This window comes from Bacillus sp. SN1, assembly GCF_002796895.1.
Classification (GTDB): domain Bacteria; phylum Bacillota; class Bacilli; order Bacillales; family Bacillaceae; genus Bacillus; species Bacillus inaquosorum.
Genome location: NZ_PHIE01000001.1, coordinates 341163 through 359577 on the forward strand (window position 1 = coordinate 341163; position 18415 = coordinate 359577).

Annotated in this window: 27 protein-coding genes; 17 read left to right on the forward strand and 10 right to left on the reverse strand. The window is 42.9% G+C overall.

Annotation, left to right across the window (positions count from 1 at the left end):
• Positions 1-33: 33 nt before the first annotated feature.
• The 3 genes from CVV77_RS01950 (at position 34) to exnP (ending at position 1502) form a co-directional block, all read left to right on the forward strand.
• On the forward strand, positions 34-291 hold the full coding sequence (locus tag CVV77_RS01950) for a YpbS family protein (RefSeq protein ID WP_100274506.1): 258 nt from the start codon (positions 34-36) through the stop codon (positions 289-291).
• Positions 292-365: 74 nt separating this feature from the next.
• Positions 366-512 (forward strand): hypothetical protein, encoded by a 147-nt coding sequence (locus tag CVV77_RS01955; RefSeq protein WP_003230761.1) that lies wholly within the window; start codon positions 366-368, stop codon positions 510-512.
• A gap of 99 nt (positions 513-611) precedes the next feature.
• Positions 612-1502, forward strand: coding sequence for a 5'-3' exonuclease ExnP (gene exnP, locus CVV77_RS01960; protein WP_019258714.1), 891 nt, complete (start codon positions 612-614; stop codon positions 1500-1502).
• An 8-nt stretch (positions 1503-1510) separates the two neighbouring features.
• Here exnP and sspL read toward each other — a convergent pair whose 3' ends face one another.
• From sspL to CVV77_RS01975, 3 genes are read right to left on the reverse strand one after another with little or no spacing between them, the layout of a single operon-like run.
• A complete protein-coding gene (gene sspL, locus CVV77_RS01965; RefSeq protein WP_004397949.1) occupies positions 1511-1639 on the reverse strand; it encodes a small, acid-soluble spore protein L in 129 nt (42 codons plus the stop codon).
• 40 nt (positions 1640-1679) lie between these two features.
• Positions 1680-2078 (reverse strand): reverse transcriptase-like protein, encoded by a 399-nt coding sequence (locus CVV77_RS01970; RefSeq protein ID WP_004397948.1) that lies wholly within the window; start codon positions 2076-2078, stop codon positions 1680-1682.
• Positions 2078-2767 (reverse strand): queuosine precursor transporter, encoded by a 690-nt coding sequence (locus CVV77_RS01975; RefSeq protein WP_100274507.1) that lies wholly within the window; start codon positions 2765-2767, stop codon positions 2078-2080. Before CVV77_RS01975 ends, CVV77_RS01970 begins: the two co-directional genes overlap by 1 nt.
• An 82-nt stretch (positions 2768-2849) precedes the next feature.
• On the opposite strand from CVV77_RS01975, the gene CVV77_RS01980 reads away from it, so the two are divergent.
• On the forward strand, positions 2850-3530 hold the full coding sequence (locus CVV77_RS01980; protein WP_100274508.1) for a ribonuclease H family protein: 681 nt from the start codon (positions 2850-2852) through the stop codon (positions 3528-3530).
• On the forward strand, positions 3523-3705 hold the full coding sequence (locus tag CVV77_RS01985) for a zinc-finger domain-containing protein (protein WP_004397944.1): 183 nt from the start codon (positions 3523-3525) through the stop codon (positions 3703-3705). Before CVV77_RS01980 ends, CVV77_RS01985 begins: the two co-directional genes overlap by 8 nt.
• 28 nt (positions 3706-3733) lie before the next feature.
• Here CVV77_RS01985 and CVV77_RS01990 read toward each other — a convergent pair whose 3' ends face one another.
• Positions 3734-4003: a DUF2564 family protein gene (locus CVV77_RS01990; protein ID WP_019258711.1), complete on the reverse strand. Its 270-nt coding sequence runs from the start codon at positions 4001-4003 to the stop codon at positions 3734-3736.
• 155 nt (positions 4004-4158) lie between these two features.
• Here CVV77_RS01990 and degR point away from each other — a divergent pair, with 155 nt between their 5' ends.
• A complete protein-coding gene (degR, locus tag CVV77_RS01995; protein ID WP_004397939.1) occupies positions 4159-4341 on the forward strand; it encodes a transcriptional regulator DegR in 183 nt (60 codons plus the stop codon).
• Positions 4342-4384: 43 nt separating this feature from the next.
• Here degR and cspD read toward each other — a convergent pair whose 3' ends face one another.
• From cspD to metA, 4 genes are all read right to left on the reverse strand, one after another.
• Entirely contained in the window at positions 4385-4585 is a 201-nt protein-coding gene (cspD, locus tag CVV77_RS02000; protein ID WP_003153604.1) for a cold-shock protein CspD, read from the reverse strand.
• A gap of 15 nt (positions 4586-4600) precedes the next feature.
• Positions 4601-4747 (reverse strand): hypothetical protein, encoded by a 147-nt coding sequence (locus CVV77_RS21940; protein WP_133487171.1) that lies wholly within the window; start codon positions 4745-4747, stop codon positions 4601-4603.
• Between the two features lie 81 nt (positions 4748-4828).
• Entirely contained in the window at positions 4829-5977 is a 1149-nt protein-coding gene (locus CVV77_RS02005; RefSeq protein ID WP_100274509.1) for a diglucosyl diacylglycerol synthase, read from the reverse strand.
• A gap of 230 nt (positions 5978-6207) precedes the next feature.
• Positions 6208-7113 (reverse strand): homoserine O-acetyltransferase MetA, encoded by a 906-nt coding sequence (gene metA, locus CVV77_RS02010; RefSeq protein ID WP_100274510.1) that lies wholly within the window; start codon positions 7111-7113, stop codon positions 6208-6210.
• A gap of 337 nt (positions 7114-7450) precedes the next feature.
• On the opposite strand from metA, the gene CVV77_RS02015 reads away from it, so the two are divergent.
• The 11 genes from CVV77_RS02015 (at position 7451) to CVV77_RS02065 (ending at position 16515) form a co-directional block, all read left to right on the forward strand.
• Positions 7451-7933 carry a glutathione peroxidase gene (locus tag CVV77_RS02015; RefSeq protein ID WP_019258708.1) on the forward strand — a complete coding sequence of 161 codons (483 nt, stop codon included), beginning with the start codon at positions 7451-7453 and terminating at the stop codon, positions 7931-7933.
• A 13-nt stretch (positions 7934-7946) separates the two neighbouring features.
• Positions 7947-8564, forward strand: coding sequence for an HD domain-containing protein (locus CVV77_RS02020; protein ID WP_100274511.1), 618 nt, complete (start codon positions 7947-7949; stop codon positions 8562-8564).
• Between the two features lie 59 nt (positions 8565-8623).
• Positions 8624-9757: a conserved virulence factor C family protein gene (locus tag CVV77_RS02025; protein ID WP_100274512.1), complete on the forward strand. Its 1134-nt coding sequence runs from the start codon at positions 8624-8626 to the stop codon at positions 9755-9757.
• Positions 9758-10043: 286 nt separating this feature from the next.
• On the forward strand, positions 10044-11720 hold the full coding sequence (ilvD, locus tag CVV77_RS02030; protein WP_019258705.1) for a dihydroxy-acid dehydratase: 1677 nt from the start codon (positions 10044-10046) through the stop codon (positions 11718-11720).
• A 106-nt stretch (positions 11721-11826) separates the two neighbouring features.
• Positions 11827-12261 carry a bacilliredoxin BrxA gene (brxA, locus tag CVV77_RS02035; RefSeq protein ID WP_004397896.1) on the forward strand — a complete coding sequence of 145 codons (435 nt, stop codon included), beginning with the start codon at positions 11827-11829 and terminating at the stop codon, positions 12259-12261.
• 41 nt (positions 12262-12302) lie between these two features.
• A complete protein-coding gene (locus CVV77_RS02040) occupies positions 12303-13088 on the forward strand; it encodes a class I SAM-dependent methyltransferase (RefSeq protein WP_019258704.1) in 786 nt (261 codons plus the stop codon).
• Between the two features lie 259 nt (positions 13089-13347).
• Entirely contained in the window at positions 13348-13962 is a 615-nt protein-coding gene (locus CVV77_RS02045; RefSeq protein WP_100274513.1) for a YpjP family protein, read from the forward strand.
• 17 nt (positions 13963-13979) lie between these two features.
• Positions 13980-14513, forward strand: coding sequence for a phosphatidylglycerophosphatase A family protein (locus CVV77_RS02050; RefSeq protein ID WP_019258702.1), 534 nt, complete (start codon positions 13980-13982; stop codon positions 14511-14513).
• Between the two features lie 83 nt (positions 14514-14596).
• On the forward strand, positions 14597-15391 hold the full coding sequence (locus tag CVV77_RS02055; RefSeq protein WP_100274514.1) for a thymidylate synthase: 795 nt from the start codon (positions 14597-14599) through the stop codon (positions 15389-15391).
• Positions 15388-15894 (forward strand): dihydrofolate reductase DfrA, encoded by a 507-nt coding sequence (dfrA, locus tag CVV77_RS02060; RefSeq protein ID WP_100274515.1) that lies wholly within the window; start codon positions 15388-15390, stop codon positions 15892-15894. The genes CVV77_RS02055 and dfrA overlap by 4 nt, the downstream gene beginning before the upstream one ends.
• Entirely contained in the window at positions 15895-16515 is a 621-nt protein-coding gene (locus CVV77_RS02065) for a lysophospholipid acyltransferase family protein (RefSeq protein ID WP_100274516.1), read from the forward strand. It abuts the gene before it with no gap.
• A 35-nt stretch (positions 16516-16550) separates the two neighbouring features.
• Here the strand turns inward: CVV77_RS02065 and trhA are convergent, their stop codons facing one another.
• Positions 16551-17189 (reverse strand): PAQR family membrane homeostasis protein TrhA, encoded by a 639-nt coding sequence (gene trhA / locus CVV77_RS02070; RefSeq protein WP_100274517.1) that lies wholly within the window; start codon positions 17187-17189, stop codon positions 16551-16553.
• A gap of 20 nt (positions 17190-17209) precedes the next feature.
• Complete coding sequence (locus CVV77_RS02075) at positions 17210-18205, reverse strand: sigma 54-interacting transcriptional regulator (RefSeq protein ID WP_100274518.1); 996 nt, start codon at positions 18203-18205, stop codon at positions 17210-17212.
• Between the last annotated feature and the right edge of the window lie 210 nt (positions 18206-18415).

Consider the following 18415-nt stretch of genomic DNA (forward strand, 5'->3'; position numbering starts at 1 on the left):
TCAAGTCATGATAGAAAGCGAGATGAACGATTCATGTCAGAGGTACATAAAGCAATTTCAGCACATTCATCAAAACAGCACGAGCATGTCAAAGCATTTATGCGTCTTGAAAACATGCGTGAACTGGCCATTGAAGAAGCGGTTTCAAAATGCAAAAACGATGAGCCTTTTACTACAGATGCGATTAATGAAATTACCGAGCAGATCAATCAGCTCGCCAAAAAAGGGATCGTACCGACAAGGCGCCTTGTATCAACGGAAATGGTCAGAGAATACGTAAGCCGTATGTAAGCTGGATGATCCTGTCGCGAGTGAATCTCCTGCCGGAAGCATATACTATGTGTATCCGACGTAAGGGGGGATTCATGTTGGGCAGAACAAAGCTGGGAAACAGAAATGCACAGGCGAATAACAATGCCAAAAAGAAAAACGGATTTCAAACCCATTTTGACTCTTACGCAGGACGCGAAGCTGAAAAGCTGATCGCCAGCAACAAAAGACACAACGACTGATGTTATTAAAACAGTATCTCTAATCGAAGAGATGCTGTTTTTTATTTTTGGGCTGCTTTATGGTAAAATAGAAAGAATGAAAGAAAAGGGAGTTATCTTATGAATAATAATAAACTATTGCTAGTTGACGGCATGGCTCTTTTATTCCGGGCGTTTTTTGCCACGGCCGTGCATCGCAACTTTATGATAAATGACAGCGGGGTGCCGACGAACGGCGTCAACGGGTTTTTAAAGCATTTGATCACAGCTGTGGAAACATTCCAGCCTACACATGTCGTCTGCTGCTGGGACATGGGGAGCAAAACGTATCGAAATGACCTGTTCCAAGATTATAAGGCGAACCGCAGCGCACCGCCTGTAGAGCTTATTCCGCAGTTTGATTTGGCAAAGGAAGCGGCCGCTGAGCTTGGGATCATGAACATCGGCTTTGCCGGGTATGAAGCGGATGATTGTATCGGAACTCTTGCCGATTTATTTGCAAATGAAGCTGACATTACAATCGTAACAGGGGACAGAGATTTACTTCAGCTGTTAACGGATGAAGTGAGTGTGGCCTTGCTCCAAAAAGGAATCGGAAATTATAAAGTCTATACAAAAGAGACTTTTTATGAAGAAACAGGCGTCCTGCCGAAAGCTTTGATTGATATTAAAGCGCTTATGGGTGATTCCAGTGATAACTATCCTGGCGTCAAAGGGATTGGAGAAAAAACAGCCTACAAACTGATTCGTGAATACGAAACGATTGACCGTTTATTAGAAAATCTTTCTTTTCTTCCGAAGGGACAGCAGGGGAAAATTCAGCAAGGTTTGAGCGATTTGGAGATGTCGAGGAAGCTTGCGGAAATTCATTGCTCTGTGCCGCTGGTCTGCACACTGAAAGACGCTCTATTTACACTGCAAATGGAGCAGGCGGCTGACATGCTTCGCCGCCACCAAATCAAAGGAATTGAGCGTATGCTCGAAAAGCTGAACGCTAGAGAGATCGTGTAAGATCTTCTCTAGCGTTTTGTATTGCTTTTTTTGGCTCTTTCCTCAAGCTCTGTTTTAGGGTCGTCATGTGTATTGCCTTCCAGGTCGCCTTGCGGAGTCACACCGCCGGTCAGCCGGCCTTTATCTTTCTTTTTCATGTTTGTTCACCTCGTCATTAGGATGACCATTGATCGAGATTTAATTCTTATCATTCAGCCGAATCGCTTCTTTTGCCAGCTGGTCGGCTTTTTGGTTTTGCTTGCCCGGTATCCATTTGATGAAAAAAAGAGGGAAGGCCGCTTTTAATCGGATGATTTCTTCTACATACGGGTGATATGTTTTATTTTTGACCATTTCAAACTCAGCGGCCCGTTCCACAATATCTGAATCGGTTCGAAAGGAAACAGATTGATACCCGCGCTCTGCACATAACTTCATCCCTTCAATTAATGCAAGAAATTCCGCTTCCTGGTTTGTATGCATTCCGACTGGAATAGAGAAAGATTCTGCTTTTCCTTCATGTTTGATAAAAATGCCGACACCGGAAGGCCCGGGATTACCGGCGCTTGCGCCGTCTACATAAATTTCTGTAGGCATTATGAACTCCTTTCATCATTCGGTATCATTTTTTTCGCTGCATAAGCATAAGGCAATGAAATCAAAGATACCGCAAACTTAATCAAATATGTAGAAATAAAAATTTGAAGCCAAACGCCTGCCGGATAAATGCCGAAAAAAGCGACACCAGTAAATATCAGTGTATCAAACAGCTGGCTGACTGCTGTACTGCCGCCGTTTCTGAGCCATAAAAGCCGATCAGAAGGAAATATCCTTCTAATTGCCGAATATACATAAACATCCAGCGTTTGGCTGAAGATAAAGGCAAGCAGACTTCCTAACGCAACTCGTGGAAGAAAGCCAAAAATCGTTTCCAGCGCTGTTTGTGATATGTCACTGGAAGCCGGTTCGAAAAGCAGTACGCCCTGCATGACAAATGTCAGCGTCAGGAGCGTTGAGAATCCGAGCCATACCGCTTTTTTGGCTTCAGCCGGTCCGTATTTTTCATTCAGCACATCTGTCGCAAAAAAGATTGTGCCGTACATCACATTCCCGAGCGTTGCTGTTAAGCCAAACAGTTCGACTGTCTTGACGACTTGAAGGTTGGCGCAGACTGTCGCAAAACCGATCCAAACAAACAGTCCCATTTTGCCAAATCCTTTATAAAATAAAAGAACAATGATAAAATGAATGATCGCAAAAATGATCCAAAACGAATTATTAAACAAAATGAAAAAGCTTCCTTTCCGGGATTAGATTGGTTTGATTATAGCACAAGCCCGGCAACTAATGAATGGTAAGGTGATCGTAATGAAGCTCAGACCGCATATAAAAATAGAAGCAAAAGGGACGGGATCCGTCTCATTTTTGGGTGAAAACTGGCTGACTGCTCAGCAAGCACGTATGCTAGCCAGAGAACTCGGCCGTTTTCCATACATGAAAGAGCTCGAGTTTGAAGACGAGAAAGGCGGCAGCTGGACGCTGAAGGAATTGGAAAAGCTGACCGAGGAGCTTGCTCAAGAGCCTGATGATATTACTGTTTATTTTGACGGCAGTTTCGATAAGGAGAGCGAACTGGCCGGACTCGGAATCGTCATTTATTATTCATTGGGAGGAATCCGGCATCGCTTGAGAAAAAATAAAAGCTTCCGGCTGAAAACCAATAATGAAGCTGAATACGCGGCGCTATATGAAGCAATAAGAGAAGTAAGAGAGCTTGGGGCAAGCAGAAATTCAATTACGATCAAAGGGGACTCACTCGTTGTGCTGAATCAGCTTGACGGCAGCTGGCCTTGCTATGATCCGTCGCATAATGAATGGCTGGACAAAATAGAAGCACTCCTTGAATCGCTGAAGCTTACTCCAACCTACGAAACCATACAGCGGAAAGACAACCAGGAAGCTGACGGCCTCGCTAAAAAGATTCTATCCCATCAATTCGTAGAAAGCCACACGAAATTAGACCGTAACGGAGATGACGATATTGGATAAGAAAATGATTTTTAAAGAACTGACAGAACTGCACGATGAATACTGCAAGGATTGTTTTATTAAGAAGCAGTTTCGCAAGGAATTTGGCAAAACCTATGCGCATTCATTTTGTATTAATAAATGTACGGTTGGTGAAAAGCTGAAAGCATACGGCGATGTCTTAACCAATCACTAAAGAATAAAAACCGCAGAAGCTGCGGTTTTTATTCTTTGAATTCATCAAGCTGATGCTGGCTATCATCCAGCAGCTGCTGTTGCTGCTGAACAAATTCAGGATCATCGAGAGCTGCCAGCTCTTCAGATTGTGACAGTTCTCTTGCATCTTCAATAGCTTGGTATGCGGAATCGACTAATGTTGTGCTTTGACCTCTCGTCGCAGCTCCTGTCGTTTTTTGCGCTGTTTCCACCGCTAGTTCCAGCTGCCGCTTATCAGTAAATCCAGTCTGATCCTCTTTATGAAATTCTGATGTCACAAAAAACACCTCCGCAACTATTTTGCAGAGTTTTTTTGAAATTTATGTACCAAAATAGAAAATAAAATAAAAATAAGCCGATATAACTATTGAACCAGAATAAATAGGTCTGCTTTACTATTTGAGGTATCTTGGCAGAGAAGGGGAACGCAGCTATGGATGATAAAGACTTGAAGTCGATCCTTCACAAAACATTTATAGAAATATACAGTGATTTAGAAGAACTGGCGGATATCGCGAAAAAAGGGAAGCCGTCAATGGAAAAGCATGTTGCAGAGATTGAACAGAGGTGCAAACAAAATATTTTGGCTATTGAAATTCAGATGAAAATCAAATAGGAGAGGCAAATGCCTCTCCTCTATTTGTCGTCATGTATTGAGTTTAGAGTTTTACAACATTAGAAGCTTGAGGTCCACGATTACCTTCGACAATTTCAAAAGAAACTTCTTGTCCTTCTTCTAATGATTTGTATCCTTCTCCTTCGATAGCTGTGAAGTGAACAAATACATCGTCTCCGCCTTCAACTTCAATGAAGCCGAATCCTTTTTCGTTGTTGAACCATTTTACTTTACCGTTTTGCATATTGCTTAATTCCTCCTAGTACTGTAGCACCCGTGTGCTAAAAAAAATTTTGTCATCATTTAACGTTGATTCATTGTTAAATGATGGTTCAACTATACACCATCTGGGAGCACCCGTCAAGTTGCGAAACTGCTTATTTTTCAAAAGAAGGGCAAGTTTCACAAAAAAATGTAACCGCTTTTATAGATGGGTGAATATAAATAAAAAGAGCACACGATTTTCGTGTGCTCTCTATGAACATCATTAAGATAGCGCTTTGGCTTTTTGTTTGGATGTCATCATTTCTGATTCCTTCAGGATATCCTCTAAGATCACTTCAGAGGAGTTTGCTAAATGAAGCTCCTTAATGTTTTTCTTCATGCGCTGTAAGGTATCTTCATCTGCAAGAAGGGAAGTGACTGACTCGAGAATCTCTTCATGACGGTTCACGACAATCGCAGCTCCGCGATCTTCAAAGAAGTTTGCATTTTCTTTTTCCTGTCCAGGCACGGGTTTGTACAGAATGACAGGCACACCGATGGCAGTTGCTTCTGTCAAAGTAATGCCCCCAGGTTTTGTAATCATGCAATCTGTGATTCGAAACAGCTCATCGATGCGCTCCACATAGCCAAGAACTTTTAATTTGTCACCGTTTTCTGCTTCAAGCTCACTTAAAGATTCCTTTAAAGCTGTATTTTTCCCGCACACGACAACCACTTGCACATGATCATCTTTGACAAGATTTTCGCACAGCTCTTTTACGTTCTTTAGAACACCGTGGGCGCCTGCCATAATAAGAAGCACTTTTTTGTTTGGTGAAAGATTGTACTTTTTATAGATCGGCTCCACCGGCAGGGATTCTTCAAATTGCGGCCTGATTGGAATTCCGGTGATCTTCACGTTGTTTGGATGAGTGCCGATCTCCAGCAGTTTTTCCTTCACATAATCTGTCGCCACATAATATTTATCCACGTTTTCGTGAACCCAAATTTTATGAAGGCAAAAATCAGTCATAACGTTGAAGGTAGGGATGACTCTTCCTGTTCGGCGTCTGTATTCGGGCACGACGATCATCGGAAATGTATTAATAATAATATCGGGCTGATGTTCCTCGACAAGTTCGCCCAATCGTTTATTACCCATTTTAAAGTAAATATTAAATTTACGTTTATTATAGATTTTGTCAACTCCGTAATAAAACAAACGATAAAACTGTTTCCCGATTGAGAAGCTTTTTAAATAAAGGTACTGAGTTACCTCTGAAACAATCGGATTTGACTCTTGGTACAAATTAGAAACTGTTACATGCTGAAAGCCGAGACGTACACATTGCTCGTAAAGCGTTTTGGCTACCTGCACATGTCCATTTCCGTAATTTGCAGTCAAAATTAATACTCTTTTATTGGTATTCAAGTAAATTCACCTCAATGTAATCAACAACAAGCAAGCTTCATGCATCGTAAGGAGTTATTGTCTATACATAAACATAACACAAATACATAATTGAATTATTAATGCAGTGAAAAAATTAAGCTAATTTTAAATGATTTGGATTCCAGTATTTTAAATTTTTGTTATACGCAGACTGAATCAGATGTATTTTATCATATTTTTTGCTCAGCGTATCACTAAAAAAAGAAAAATTAGTCCCATTCGTAAGGAGTTTCTTGGTAAACGTAATAATTCAGCCAGTTCATAAACAATAATGTCGCATGCGCTTTCCAGCGATTCACTGGCTCTTCGCTGTCTTTTGCAAAATAATGTTTAGGCGCCTCGACAGTAGAAAGGCTTCGTTCCAGATCTCTTTCATACTCTTGAAGAAGCGTATTTGTATCATATTCGGGGTGCCCTGTTAAAAAGACTTGTTTTTCGTCTTTTGACACAATTAAGCAAACCCCAGCTTCCTTTGATGCGGATAGAATATTTAACTCGGGCACTGCTTGAAGCTGTTCCATATTTATATCTGTATGCCGGGAATGCGGCACGTAGTATAGCTCGTCAAAACCTCTTACCAATCTTTCGTGTTTTGAAAGAACGGTATGTTCGAACACACCGAAGATCTTTTTCGACATGTGAATTTTTTCCACACCGTAATGGTAGTACAAACCTGCTTGAGCGCCCCAGCAAATATGCAAGGTTGAAGTGACATTCGTTTTGCTCCACTCCATGATCTCTTTGAGCTCTTCCCAATAAGAAACCTCTTCAAACGCCAAATGCTCGATCGGCGCACCGGTGATAATCATGCCGTCAAACTTCTTGTGACGGATATTGGAAAAAGTCGTGTAAAATTCGTCAAGGTGTTCTCTTGCAGTATTTTTCGGCGTGTGTGTGCTTGGGATTAAAAATGTAAAATGAACCTGTAAAGGCGAATTTCCAAGCAATCTGAGAAGCTGAGTCTCTGTTTGGATTTTTTTCGGCATCAAATTCAATATGATAATTTTTTGCGGCCGGATATCCTGATGAAATGCTCTGCTTTCATCCATTACAAATATATGTTCACTCTCAAGCACCTGTTTTGCCGGCAGGTGTGTTGGTATATTAATAGGCAACGTGCCACCTCCATCATTTCCCCGTTTAATTTTCTTCATTATAGGAATTTTCACGCCAATTTTCAATCTATCTATAAGGGGTGATGGGGAAACAACGGAAAACTCTTTAAATAAAACGCATAGATACGCCTTTTGGTTTCACTGTAAAATGATTTTCCATGATGTATCTCAGAAGGTAAATGTAATGTTTTATAGAATGATTAAGATAAAAAATGAGCCACATGAATTTAAGGTTCATTTGACTCTTTTCTTAAGAGTTCTGATAAATGATGTTTGCATTTTGAATTGAGATATAAAAAAGGTAAAATAATCAGCACCAGAGATAGGAGGGACTTACATGTCTATATATCATATGAAGGTACGTACAATAAAAGGGAAAGACATGACACTTCAGCCTTTTGCCGGAAAGGTATTGATGATCGTGAATACAGCGAGTAAATGCGGTTTTACTCCGCAATTGAAGCAGCTTCAGGAGTTATATGATACATATCAGCAGGAGGGCCTGGAGATCTTAGGGTTCCCCTGCAATCAATTTATGAACCAAGAGCCTGGTGACGAGGCAGACATACAGGATTTTTGCGAAACAAATTACGGTGTTACATTTCCTATGTTTTCAAAAGTGGAAGTAAACGGGAAAAATGCCCACCCGCTGTTTGTGTATTTGACAGAGCATGCGAAAGGGATGCTGGGAACTAAGGCGATCAAGTGGAATTTCACAAAATTTGTAGTGGACAGAAATGGAGAAATCGTTGGCCGATATTCTCCCAATACAAATCCGAAAGAGCTGGAAGACGTTATCGTGAAGCTATTAGGGCAATAAAGAGGGTGTTTTTGTGAAGGAATTGAAGCAGACAGAGCAAATCAGGACATGGGTTCAATCTGTCCTTACCGGTGAAAGCTCTGGACATGATTGGCATCATGTATCAAGAGTTGCAGATCTTGCTGTGTATATTGGAGAAAAGGAAAATGCGGATTTGTTCATTGTTGAAACGGCGGCTTTGGTTCATGATTTAATTGATGTCAAGCTGCCTGACACGGTCAGGCTTTCAGTGAGTGAAGTTTATGAACAGCTCGTTTTTTTCGGAGTTGGAAAAGAGGCTGCTGACAGAGTGATTGATATTATCAGAAGGATGTCCTTTCGGGACAGGGAAAAGCTGGCGGAAGAGCCGCTCTCAATTGAGGGGAAAGCCGTACAGGACGCTGACAGGCTTGATGCGATCGGTGCTGTCGGTATTGCGAGAACTTTTATGTTTGCGGGCGCAAAAGGCCACAGCCTTTATGGAGATGATCAAAGCGCCTACGCTCATTTTTTTCATAAGCTGCTGCGGCTGAAAGATATGATGAATACAGACACTGCACGGGAACTGGCAGAAGAAAGACATGATTTTATGATCCATTTTGTCCGCCAATTAGAAAAAGACATACCCGAGATTGATGCCAAAACGTCGTAATAGAAGGCTTGCTGTGACTATGATAGAATAAGTCACAGATATGCTATAGGAGGACGATCATGAAGATAAAATCAATTGAACCTACGCCAAGCCCGAATACAATGAAGGTCATCTTAACGGAAGAGCTTCCGGCGGGCAAAAGCAATAACTATAAACCGGATCAAGCAGAAGGCGCACCGCCTGTTATAGCGGAAATCCTTAACATAGAAGGGGTTAAAGGTGTCTACCACGTCGCTGATTTTCTTGCTGTTGAACGGAACGCAAGATACGACTGGAAAGACATTTTACCGAAAGTCCGTTCAGCATTTGGGATGGAAAGTACTGAAAGTGCAGAAGAAAACCGCTCTGATCAAGAGTCTTTTGGAGAGGTGAAAGTTTTTGTGCAGATGTTCAGCGGCATTCCTATGCAGGTCAAATTGACGGATGGGGAGCGGGAAGAGCGCTTCGGGTTACCTGAACGCTTTCAGCAGGCGATCTTAAAACTCAGATCTGAAGCTTCAAATGTTGTGTTTGAGCGGGCCTGGAAAGAACAAGGCGTCAGATTCGGCGACTTTAATGAAATCGGTCATGACGTGACAGAAGAGCTTCAGGCCGCATACAGTGATGAACGGCTGAAACGGCTGACAGAAGCAGCCGCTCAGGGAAAGGGCGAAGCAAAACAAGCTGTACAGCGCAAATCGTATAAAGTAACGCTTGATATGCTGGATGATGAGGACTGGAAAAAGCGTTATGCACATCTCGAGCAGATGGATCCGAAAGAGGAGGATATCCCGGTTTTACAGAAAGCATTGGATGATCCCAAGGTGTCCATCAGAAGACAGGCTGTTGTGTATTTAGGGATGGTTGAAACACCTGATGTTCTTCCTTTATTGTATAAGGCACTTGAAGACAAAGCTGTCTCAGTGAGAAGAACGGCCGGAGACTGCCTGTCTGATATCGGCGACCCTCAAGCCATTCCTGCTATGATCAAATCGTTAAGCGACTCCAGCAAGCTTGTTCGCTGGCGTGCGGCTATGTTCCTATACGAAGTCGGCGATGAAAGTGCAATTGAAGCTTTGCGCGCTGCCGAAGATGATCCCGAATTCGAGGTCAGCCTTCAAGTGAAAATGGCGCTTGAGCGTATTGAGCATGGAGAAGAAGCAAAAGGTTCAGTTTGGAAACAAATGACAGAGAGCAGAAAAAAAGGAGAATAGAAAGAAAAAGGTGCAGATCATGCACCTTTTTTTGTGAATTCACTTTTTATAAAAATTATTTCGAATATTGTTGAAAAATGCCCGAAAACTATTTATAGTAAGTAACAATATTAATAGTTGGAGGGTTCGCATCGACAGAAAACTATATGAATATAAAAACATGAAGGAAACAATTAAGGCGAGGGCGGCCTGTATTTTATCTTTTTGCAAAAACAGCCCACAAATAAACTGAAAATTGTTAAAATAAAATCCAGTCTAACAATTGAAAGTATTTAGGAGGATCACCATGGCAGAATTACGCAGTAACATGATCACACAAGGAATCGATAGAGCACCGCACCGCAGTTTGCTTCGTGCAGCAGGTGTAAAAGAGGAGGATTTCGGCAAACCGTTTATTGCGGTTTGTAATTCATACATTGATATCGTTCCCGGTCATGTTCACTTGCAGGAGTTTGGGAAAATCGTAAAAGAAGCAATCAGAGAAGCCGGGGGCGTACCGTTTGAATTTAATACCATCGGAGTAGATGACGGCATCGCGATGGGGCATATCGGTATGAGGTATTCGCTGCCGAGCCGTGAAATCATTGCCGACTCTGTGGAAACGGTCGTATCCGCGCACTGGTTTGACGGAATGGTCTGTATTCCGAACTGTGACAAAATCACGCCGGGAATGCTTATGGCGGCAATGCGCATCAATATTCCAACGATTTTTGTCAGCGGCGGGCCGATGGCGGCAGGAAGAACAAGTGACGGGCGCAAAATCTCCCTTTCCTCAGTATTCGAAGGGGTAGGCGCTTACCAAGCCGGAAAAATCAATGAAAATGAGCTTCAAGAACTAGAGCAGTTCGGATGCCCAACGTGCGGGTCTTGCTCTGGAATGTTTACAGCAAACTCAATGAACTGTCTGTCCGAAGCACTTGGACTAGCTTTGCCGGGTAATGGAACCATTCTCGCGACATCACCGGAACGAAAAGAGTTTGTCAGAAAATCGGCTGCGCAATTAATGGAAACGATTCGAAAGGATATCAAACCGCGTGATATCGTCACAGTAAAAGCGATTGATAACGCCTTTGCACTGGATATGGCGCTCGGCGGTTCAACAAATACCGTTCTTCATACGCTTGCTCTAGCAAACGAAGCCGGCGTTGAATACTCTTTAGAACGCATTAACGAAGTCGCTGAGCGTGTGCCGCATTTGGCCAAGCTGGCTCCTGCATCAGATGTGTTTATTGAAGATCTTCATGAAGCGGGCGGCGTGTCAGCGGCGCTGAATGAGCTTTCCAAGAAAGAAGGAGCGCTTCATTTAGACGCGCTGACTGTTACAGGAAAAACACTTGGAGAAACCATTGCCGGACATGAAGTGAAGGATTATGACGTCATCCATCCGCTGGATAAACCATTCACTGAAAAGGGCGGCCTTGCTGTTTTATTCGGCAATCTGGCTCCAGACGGCGCTATCATTAAAACGGGCGGCGTACAGAACGGAATTACGAGACACGAAGGTCCGGCTGTCGTATTTGATTCTCAGGATGAGGCGCTTGACGGCATAATCAACCGGAAAGTAAAAGAAGGCGACGTCGTCATCATCCGATACGAGGGGCCAAAAGGCGGACCTGGAATGCCGGAAATGCTGGCGCCTACTTCCCAGATCGTTGGGATGGGACTCGGGCCAAAAGTGGCATTGATTACGGACGGACGTTTTTCCGGAGCCTCTCGAGGCCTCTCGATCGGCCACGTTTCACCAGAGGCCGCAGAGGGAGGACCGCTTGCCTTTGTTGAAAACGGAGATCATATCATCGTTGATATTGAAAAACGTATCTTGGATGTACAAGTGCCAGAGGAAGAATGGGAAAAACGGAAAGCGAACTGGAAAGGTTTTGAACCTAAGGTCAAAACCGGCTACTTGGCCCGTTATTCTAAACTGGTGACAAGTGCCAACACCGGCGGTATCATGAAAATCTAGACAGCCGGAATCACTTTCTCCTATTTTAAGTCGTGAACATTTGAAATCCAGCCCTCTCTATAGTATCCTTTACTTCAGATGAAGGATAATAGAGGGGGCTTTTTTTATGTCAATGGCTTATGAAGAATACATGCGCCAGCTTGTCGTACCGATGCGCCGCGAGCTGACTGGAGCAGGTTTTGAAGAATTAACAACAGCGGAAGAAGTAGAAAACTTTATGGAAAAGGCAGAGGGCACAACTCTTGTAGTGGTTAACTCTGTGTGCGGCTGTGCGGCAGGCCTTGCGCGTCCTGCGGCAACACAGGCAGTCCTCCAGCACGATAAAACACCTGACAATACGGTGACTGTATTTGCGGGCCAAGATAAAGAAGCTACTGCAAAAATGCGTGAGTATTTTACTGGCCAGGAGCCTTCTTCACCGTCAATGGCTCTTTTGAAAGGCAAAGAAGTCGTACATTTTATTCCGCGTCATGAAATTGAAGGACACGATATGGAAGAGATCATGAAAAATCTGACCTCTGCCTTCGATGCACACTGCTAAATGCCCGTTTTCCGGGCATTTTCTTTTTGGGAGTACAGAAGATGATAACAACAAGCTATAGACCGACTGAACACACCATAAAAACCGCAAAGCAGCTTTCTAAAGAGCTGGGCATGCCATATTGCGGCCGAAATAAACAAACCGTTGAAAACCTTCTGAAGTCAGCTGAACGTGATTTGCTTGTGATTGGCAAAGAGCGGTTTGAACTTTATACGAAACAAGGTGCCAAATTCTTTTTTCATCCTAATACAGCGATGTTTAGAGCCAAACGCTTCTTACGGGGGGAGCAAGAGCCGATGCTTCGGGCAGCTGGTTTATCGGAAGGGGATACGTTTTTAGATTGCACACTCGGACTGGGTTCAGATGCCATTATCGCAAGTATGGCAGTAGGCGAAACGGGCTCTGTGATTGGGATCGAAAAAAACCATCTTGTATCCGTTTTGGTGAGGACGGGACTGCATTCATGGGAAACGGACATAGAAGAGCTTCAAGCTGCAATGAGAAGAATCCAAGTGAAGAATGGGGATTGCTTTGAATATATCAAGCAGCTTCCTGACGACTCTGTTGATGTAATTTATTTCGATCCAATGTTTCATGAGCCTGTAGATACGTCTGACGGCATCGCACCTTTACGGGATTTGGCAGAGGATTCAGTTTTGCATGAAGGGTGTATCGAAGAAGCGGTGCGCGCTGCCAGAAAAAGCGTAGTGCTTAAAGACCACTGGAAAAGCCCGCGATTTGAACAGTTTGGTTTTTACGTCATGAAAAGAAAAACAGCACTGTTTCATTATGGTGTTATTCAAACTGCAAGTAAAACAAGCCCGTGATTACTCTCACGGGCTTTCTGTTAATCGGTGACTTCCATGACGACAAAGTATAACAAAGTTAAGAGTGAAACTGTGGCAAACAAAGCGTCAATCATGCGGAAAGCCTCCTTTCATAGTATATTGTAAGCGTTTTTACACATGTGGCAAAGCAACGAATCTCCTAATTTCCATATCAGTTTCATATAGTACATGACTTGCATGTTTCGGGTGTGCTAAAATAAGAGAAACATGACAATAAAATAGAGAGGAATAAGCAGTCATGAAATTGTGGATGAGAAAGACCCTTGTGGTTTTATTTACCATCGTAACGTTCGGGCTCGTATCTCCTCCGGCTGCTCTTATGGCGGACAAGCCCTCCGGACAGCCGAGCAGTCTTGAGCAGAATGATTACACCGCTTTTTATGATGAGCATGACCTGTATGATGATTATGAGTCGGAAGACAGGCGAGATCCTGAACTGCTTTTTCAATCGTACAAGGAACAGCTCCTTGACAGCGCTGAGGATCAATCCTTTTTGAAATTCGGCAGCAAAATCGCTCCTGTCATTGAGGATGACTATCGGAATGAGATCCTGCCGAAAATCGAAAATGTGATTAGCGATTTTTTAGCGACATTGCAAGATGATGAGGCATATCAGGATGTTGTGATCTCAAGCAAGCCTTCAGCAGGCAAAACGGAAAAAATTTTCAACGTTTACAATCGGACGACTGGAGAAGATCTCCTCAGATTCCATGTGCGCAGAGACCACCCGCCTCATGACGGCTACTGGTTTAATTTTCACTTTCATACAGCAGAAGATGGATTTCAATCACATCATGAGCTTGGGAGTATTTACTGGGACCGCAACACGCCTCCCAACTGGATGAGTGCGTAAAGGAGATGCCATTAGACATGAAAAAGTACACAATGAATGAAATGGTCGATATAACAAAAGATATGCTGAACAAACGGGGCGTTATGATAGAAGATATTGCGCAGATTGTTCAAAAGCTTCAGGAAAAATATAATCCAAATCTGCCGCTCAGTGTATGTATGGAGAATGTAGAAAAAGTGCTGAATAAACGTGAAATTATTCATGCTGTATTAACAGGACTTGCGCTTGATCAGCTTGCTGAGCAGAAATTGCTTCCTGAACCGCTGCAGCACCTTGTTGAAACGGATGAACCGCTTTACGGCATAGATGAAATTATCCCGCTTTCAATCGTCAATGTGTACGGGTCGATCGGTTTGACCAACTTCGGTTATTTGGATAAAGAAAAGATTGGAATTATTAAGGAACTTGATGAAAGCCCAGACGGTATCCATACCTTTTTGGATGATATTGTGGCAGCACTTGCAGCAGCAGCGGCGAGCAGGATTGCCCATACGCATCAGGATCTGCAAGATGAAGAAAAAGAACAGGATGAAAAGCCTGTCGTCAGCTGACTATAAAAAAATCATTTCTGGGTTCAGAAATGATTTTTTATTGTGTTACACTACTAGAAGACTACTTTTAAAGGATGAAAAAAATGAAACAGTATAAGGATTTATGCAGGCATGTTTTAGAGCATGGCGAAAAAAAGGGAGACCGGACAGGGACCGGAACAATCAGCACTTTCGGGTATCAAATGAGATTTAATTTACAGGAAGGCTTTCCGATGCTGACCACTAAAAAACTCCACTTTAAATCAATTGCACATGAATTGCTTTGGTTTTTAAAAGGGGATACCAATGTACGCTATCTGCAGGAAAATGGAGTGCGGATCTGGAATGAGTGGGCTGATGAAAACGGTGAACTCGGGCCTGTATACGGTTCGCAATGGCGTTCTTGGCGGGGAGCTGACGGCGAAACCGTTGATCAAATTTCCCGTCTTATTGAAGATATTAAGACAAATTCGAATTCCAGACGCTTAATCGTCAGCGCCTGGAATGTTGCTGAAATTGATAAAATGGCGTTGCCGCCGTGCCATTGCCTGTTCCAATTCTACGTGTCTGACGGCAAGCTATCCTGTCAGCTGTATCAGCGCTCTGCCGATGTTTTCCTCGGTGTGCCGTTTAACATTGCTTCTTATGCCCTGCTAACCATGATGATTGCTCATGTGACTGGGCTTGAACCGGGAGAGTTTATTCATACATTTGGCGATGTCCATATTTATCAAAACCATATTGAACAAGTCAATTTGCAACTGACAAGAGACATTCGTCCGCTTCCGAAGCTTCGTTTCGCCAGGGAGATTGATTCTATTTTCAACTTTGCATTTGAGGACTTTATCATCGAGGATTATGATCCGCATCCTCATATCAAAGGAGCGGTAAGCGTATGATTTCGTTCATTTTTGCGATGGATGCCAACAGGCTGATCGGCAAAGACAATGATTTGCCGTGGCATTTGCCCAATGATCTTGCGTACTTTAAAAAAGTAACATCGGGCCATTCAATCATTATGGGCCGAAAAACATATGAATCGATTGGACGTCCGCTTCCAAACCGGAAAAATATTGTTGTCACATCAGCACCGGCTTCAGAATTTCCGGGATGCACGGTTGTCAGTTCATTAAAGGATGTGCTGGACATTTGTTCAGGCTCTGAGGAATGCTTTGTGATCGGAGGGGCTCAGCTCTATACAGAGCTGTTCCCTTATGCTGACAGACTGTATATGACCAAAATTCATCACGAGTTTGAGGGTGACCGTCACTTCCCTGAATTTGATGAAACCAATTGGAAGCTGGTTTCTTCTGAACAGGGGATCAAGGACGAAAAAAACCCGTACGATTACGAATTTCTAATGTATGAAAAAAAGAATTCTTCTGAAGCGGGAGGATTTTAATTGGTTCGTTACAGCTTGCTAGTGGTTTATATTGTGTATATGCTGTTAAAAAATATGAAACAATTATTTAATCAAACGATGCTTGACCCCCGACTGTCATACAAAAAACAGATGACTCTTGTCTATGAACAGCCAAAGGCGTTTATGGAAGGCTGCATCGGCATCACCGGTTCAGTTGTGACGATCCATCAGCTTGAATCAATACCGCGCGGTCCTGTTTTGTATGTGCATCCCCATTTGCGTTTGGCTGAACTGGCTTTAATTGCTGGATATATTGAGGAACCGGCCGGCTTTATCGCTAATCCAAAAGTATTTCGCTTGCCTTTTATTGGGCAATGGCTTAATCGGATGGATGTGATTGCAGACGGCAGTTCAGAAAAGGTATATGAAGATGTGACGAAACAGCTTGAAAAAGGACAAAGCCTGATTCTTTCATTAGATGGTTCTATAGATCCTGTTGAACTTGCAGCCCGCTATCATCTTCCGTTGGTGATGGTGGAAACGAAAGGGACAGATGACCTGCAAAAGGGATCGATTTTTAAACGTTTAAAACCGGCAGACATTGAATTGTCATTTTCAAAAGCTTATATACCTGCAAATGAAAAGCAATTACGTGCATAAAAAAGCGCAGTCTTTAAGACTGCGCTTTTCTGTTACTACATGAACGGCACCTTCACACAATAAAGCAGCACGCAGAAGAACATCGCAGCGCTTCCGCCTAATACAAAGCTGTGCCAAATGGCGTGATGGAAGGGGATCTTTTTCCAAATGTAAAAGATGGTTCCGACAGAGTATAAAATGCCGCCGAGAAAAAGAAGGCTGAATCCCGCTCCGCTCAGCGAAGCATATAAAGGTTTAACCGCGATAATCATCAGCCACCCCATGATCAAATACACTAAGGTTGACAATAAGATAAAGCGTTTCACGAAGAAAATTTTAAAAACGATTCCGCCTAGGGCAAGTGACCATACGATAACCAGCAGGGTGAAGCCGAGCGTGCCTTTCAGCGGGCCCAGCAAAAAAGGCGTATAGGTTCCGGCGATCAGAACGTAAATGGCGCTATGATCAATAATCTCCAAAATATCCTTCGTTTTTTTATGTGTGATGCTGTGAAGCAGTGTGGAGCTTAGATAAAGCAGCAACATAGAGACACCGAATATCGTAAAGCTGACAATATCCCATGCGGAGCCGTAATTAGCTGCAAATATGATCAGAAAAACTAGTGCGGGTATGGATAAGAGTACACCGATGCCATGTGTAATTGCATTGGCGATCTCTTCTTTGATTGTAAACAAGTGCATTCTCCTTTCGATCGCTAGATCATTTGATTTTTCAGCGTTTCTAAAAAGCTCAAGCCCTCTAACGTAATTTTAGTGCCGGCGCGTCCACGGCTTTTTGTGACATAATCTTTTTTCTCCAAATAGTCGAGTCGGCTTCTGACCTGCTGAGGAGTTAACGACGTTTGGGTGTTTTTGCTGTGTTCGGAAATGATCCGTCTGCTGGCTGGCTCTCCTTTTTCGTTTAACGTTTTTATTGTTTCCAAAATAAACAAAAACTCCGCTTTTTCCATTAAAGTCAGCAGCTTCGCTTTTTTCTTCGACGCTTTTCCGTCTATTGCGCCCCTAATGTATGGCGGGACGTCATATGAATGAATTGTTCCTCCGCTTGACACTGCTGCCATATAATCTGCGGCGTTTTTTAATTCTCTGACATTGCCTTCAAATGTGTGCTGCTCAAGCATCGGAAAGACTGAGGGATCAATTAACAATTGCTGACCTGAATTTGAGAGAAAATACTGTGTCAAAAGCGGTATATCGCTTTTTCGTTCAGACAATTCGGGAAGTGTGAGCGTTAAAATATTCAGTCTGTAAAATAAGTCTTGTCTGAATGTATGTTCCGCGCATCCGTCTGCGGAAGCACAGATCATTCGCGGTTTTTCCGTGTCTGAATCAAGCGCTTTTAGCAGCTGAGCTTGTACAGAAGCAGGCATACGCCATACTTCATCAATAAAAAGGGTTCCTCGTGCCGTTTTTTGAAACGCTCCTGAGTTTCCGTTAGGACCAAAAAGCTCATGCATAAGGCTTTCTTCCGAGTGGGCGCTGCAATTGACGCTAATAAAAGGTTCGTTGTTTCTCGAAGATCTCTGGTGTATGGCTTGTGCGAAATGATCTTTCCCTGTTCCGATTTTTCCTGTGATCAGGACGGGAAGCTCCGATAATGAGAACTGCTTAGCGATTCGCTTCGCTTCCAAAAATGTTTGATGTTCTCCGATTAGGTTATGAAATGTGTTGAGTGTTGGTGCGGTATTCATCAATTGGCTCCTTTTGGTTCTAATTGGTTTTATTATATCATGCCTTTTGGCTGAAAACACCTATTATTTACGATCATCTTTTTTCTTGGATCAGCAGGATACTGATGACGCAGATGTTACAACAGGATGTGGTAAATATAGTCTGTATTTTTTTAATTATTAAATAAAAATAATTGTCTTATTTTTTGAATATTCGTGTTATAATGGCAT

Coding starts and splice junctions, on each gene's coding strand:
- CVV77_RS01950 (WP_100274506.1), top strand. CDS start 34: ATGTCAGAGGTACATAAAGCAATTTCAGCACATTCATCAAAACAGCAC.
- CVV77_RS01955 (WP_003230761.1), top strand. CDS start 366: ATGTTGGGCAGAACAAAGCTGGGAAACAGAAATGCACAGGCGAATAAC.
- exnP (WP_019258714.1), top strand. CDS start 612: ATGAATAATAATAAACTATTGCTAGTTGACGGCATGGCTCTTTTATTC.
- sspL (WP_004397949.1), bottom strand. CDS start 1,639: ATGAAAAAGAAAGATAAAGGCCGGCTGACCGGCGGTGTGACTCCGCAA.
- CVV77_RS01970 (WP_004397948.1), bottom strand. CDS start 2,078: ATGCCTACAGAAATTTATGTAGACGGCGCAAGCGCCGGTAATCCCGGG.
- CVV77_RS01980 (WP_100274508.1), top strand. CDS start 2,850: ATGAAGCTCAGACCGCATATAAAAATAGAAGCAAAAGGGACGGGATCC.
- degR (WP_004397939.1), top strand. CDS start 4,159: ATGGATGATAAAGACTTGAAGTCGATCCTTCACAAAACATTTATAGAA.
- cspD (WP_003153604.1), bottom strand. CDS start 4,585: ATGCAAAACGGTAAAGTAAAATGGTTCAACAACGAAAAAGGATTCGGC.
- CVV77_RS02015 (WP_019258708.1), top strand. CDS start 7,451: ATGTCTATATATCATATGAAGGTACGTACAATAAAAGGGAAAGACATG.
- CVV77_RS02025 (WP_100274512.1), top strand. CDS start 8,624: ATGAAGATAAAATCAATTGAACCTACGCCAAGCCCGAATACAATGAAG.
- ilvD (WP_019258705.1), top strand. CDS start 10,044: ATGGCAGAATTACGCAGTAACATGATCACACAAGGAATCGATAGAGCA.
- brxA (WP_004397896.1), top strand. CDS start 11,827: ATGTCAATGGCTTATGAAGAATACATGCGCCAGCTTGTCGTACCGATG.
- CVV77_RS02040 (WP_019258704.1), top strand. CDS start 12,303: ATGATAACAACAAGCTATAGACCGACTGAACACACCATAAAAACCGCA.
- CVV77_RS02045 (WP_100274513.1), top strand. CDS start 13,348: ATGAAATTGTGGATGAGAAAGACCCTTGTGGTTTTATTTACCATCGTA.
- CVV77_RS02050 (WP_019258702.1), top strand. CDS start 13,980: ATGAAAAAGTACACAATGAATGAAATGGTCGATATAACAAAAGATATG.
- CVV77_RS02055 (WP_100274514.1), top strand. CDS start 14,597: ATGAAACAGTATAAGGATTTATGCAGGCATGTTTTAGAGCATGGCGAA.
- dfrA (WP_100274515.1), top strand. CDS start 15,388: ATGATTTCGTTCATTTTTGCGATGGATGCCAACAGGCTGATCGGCAAA.
- CVV77_RS02075 (WP_100274518.1), bottom strand. CDS start 18,205: ATGAATACCGCACCAACACTCAACACATTTCATAACCTAATCGGAGAA.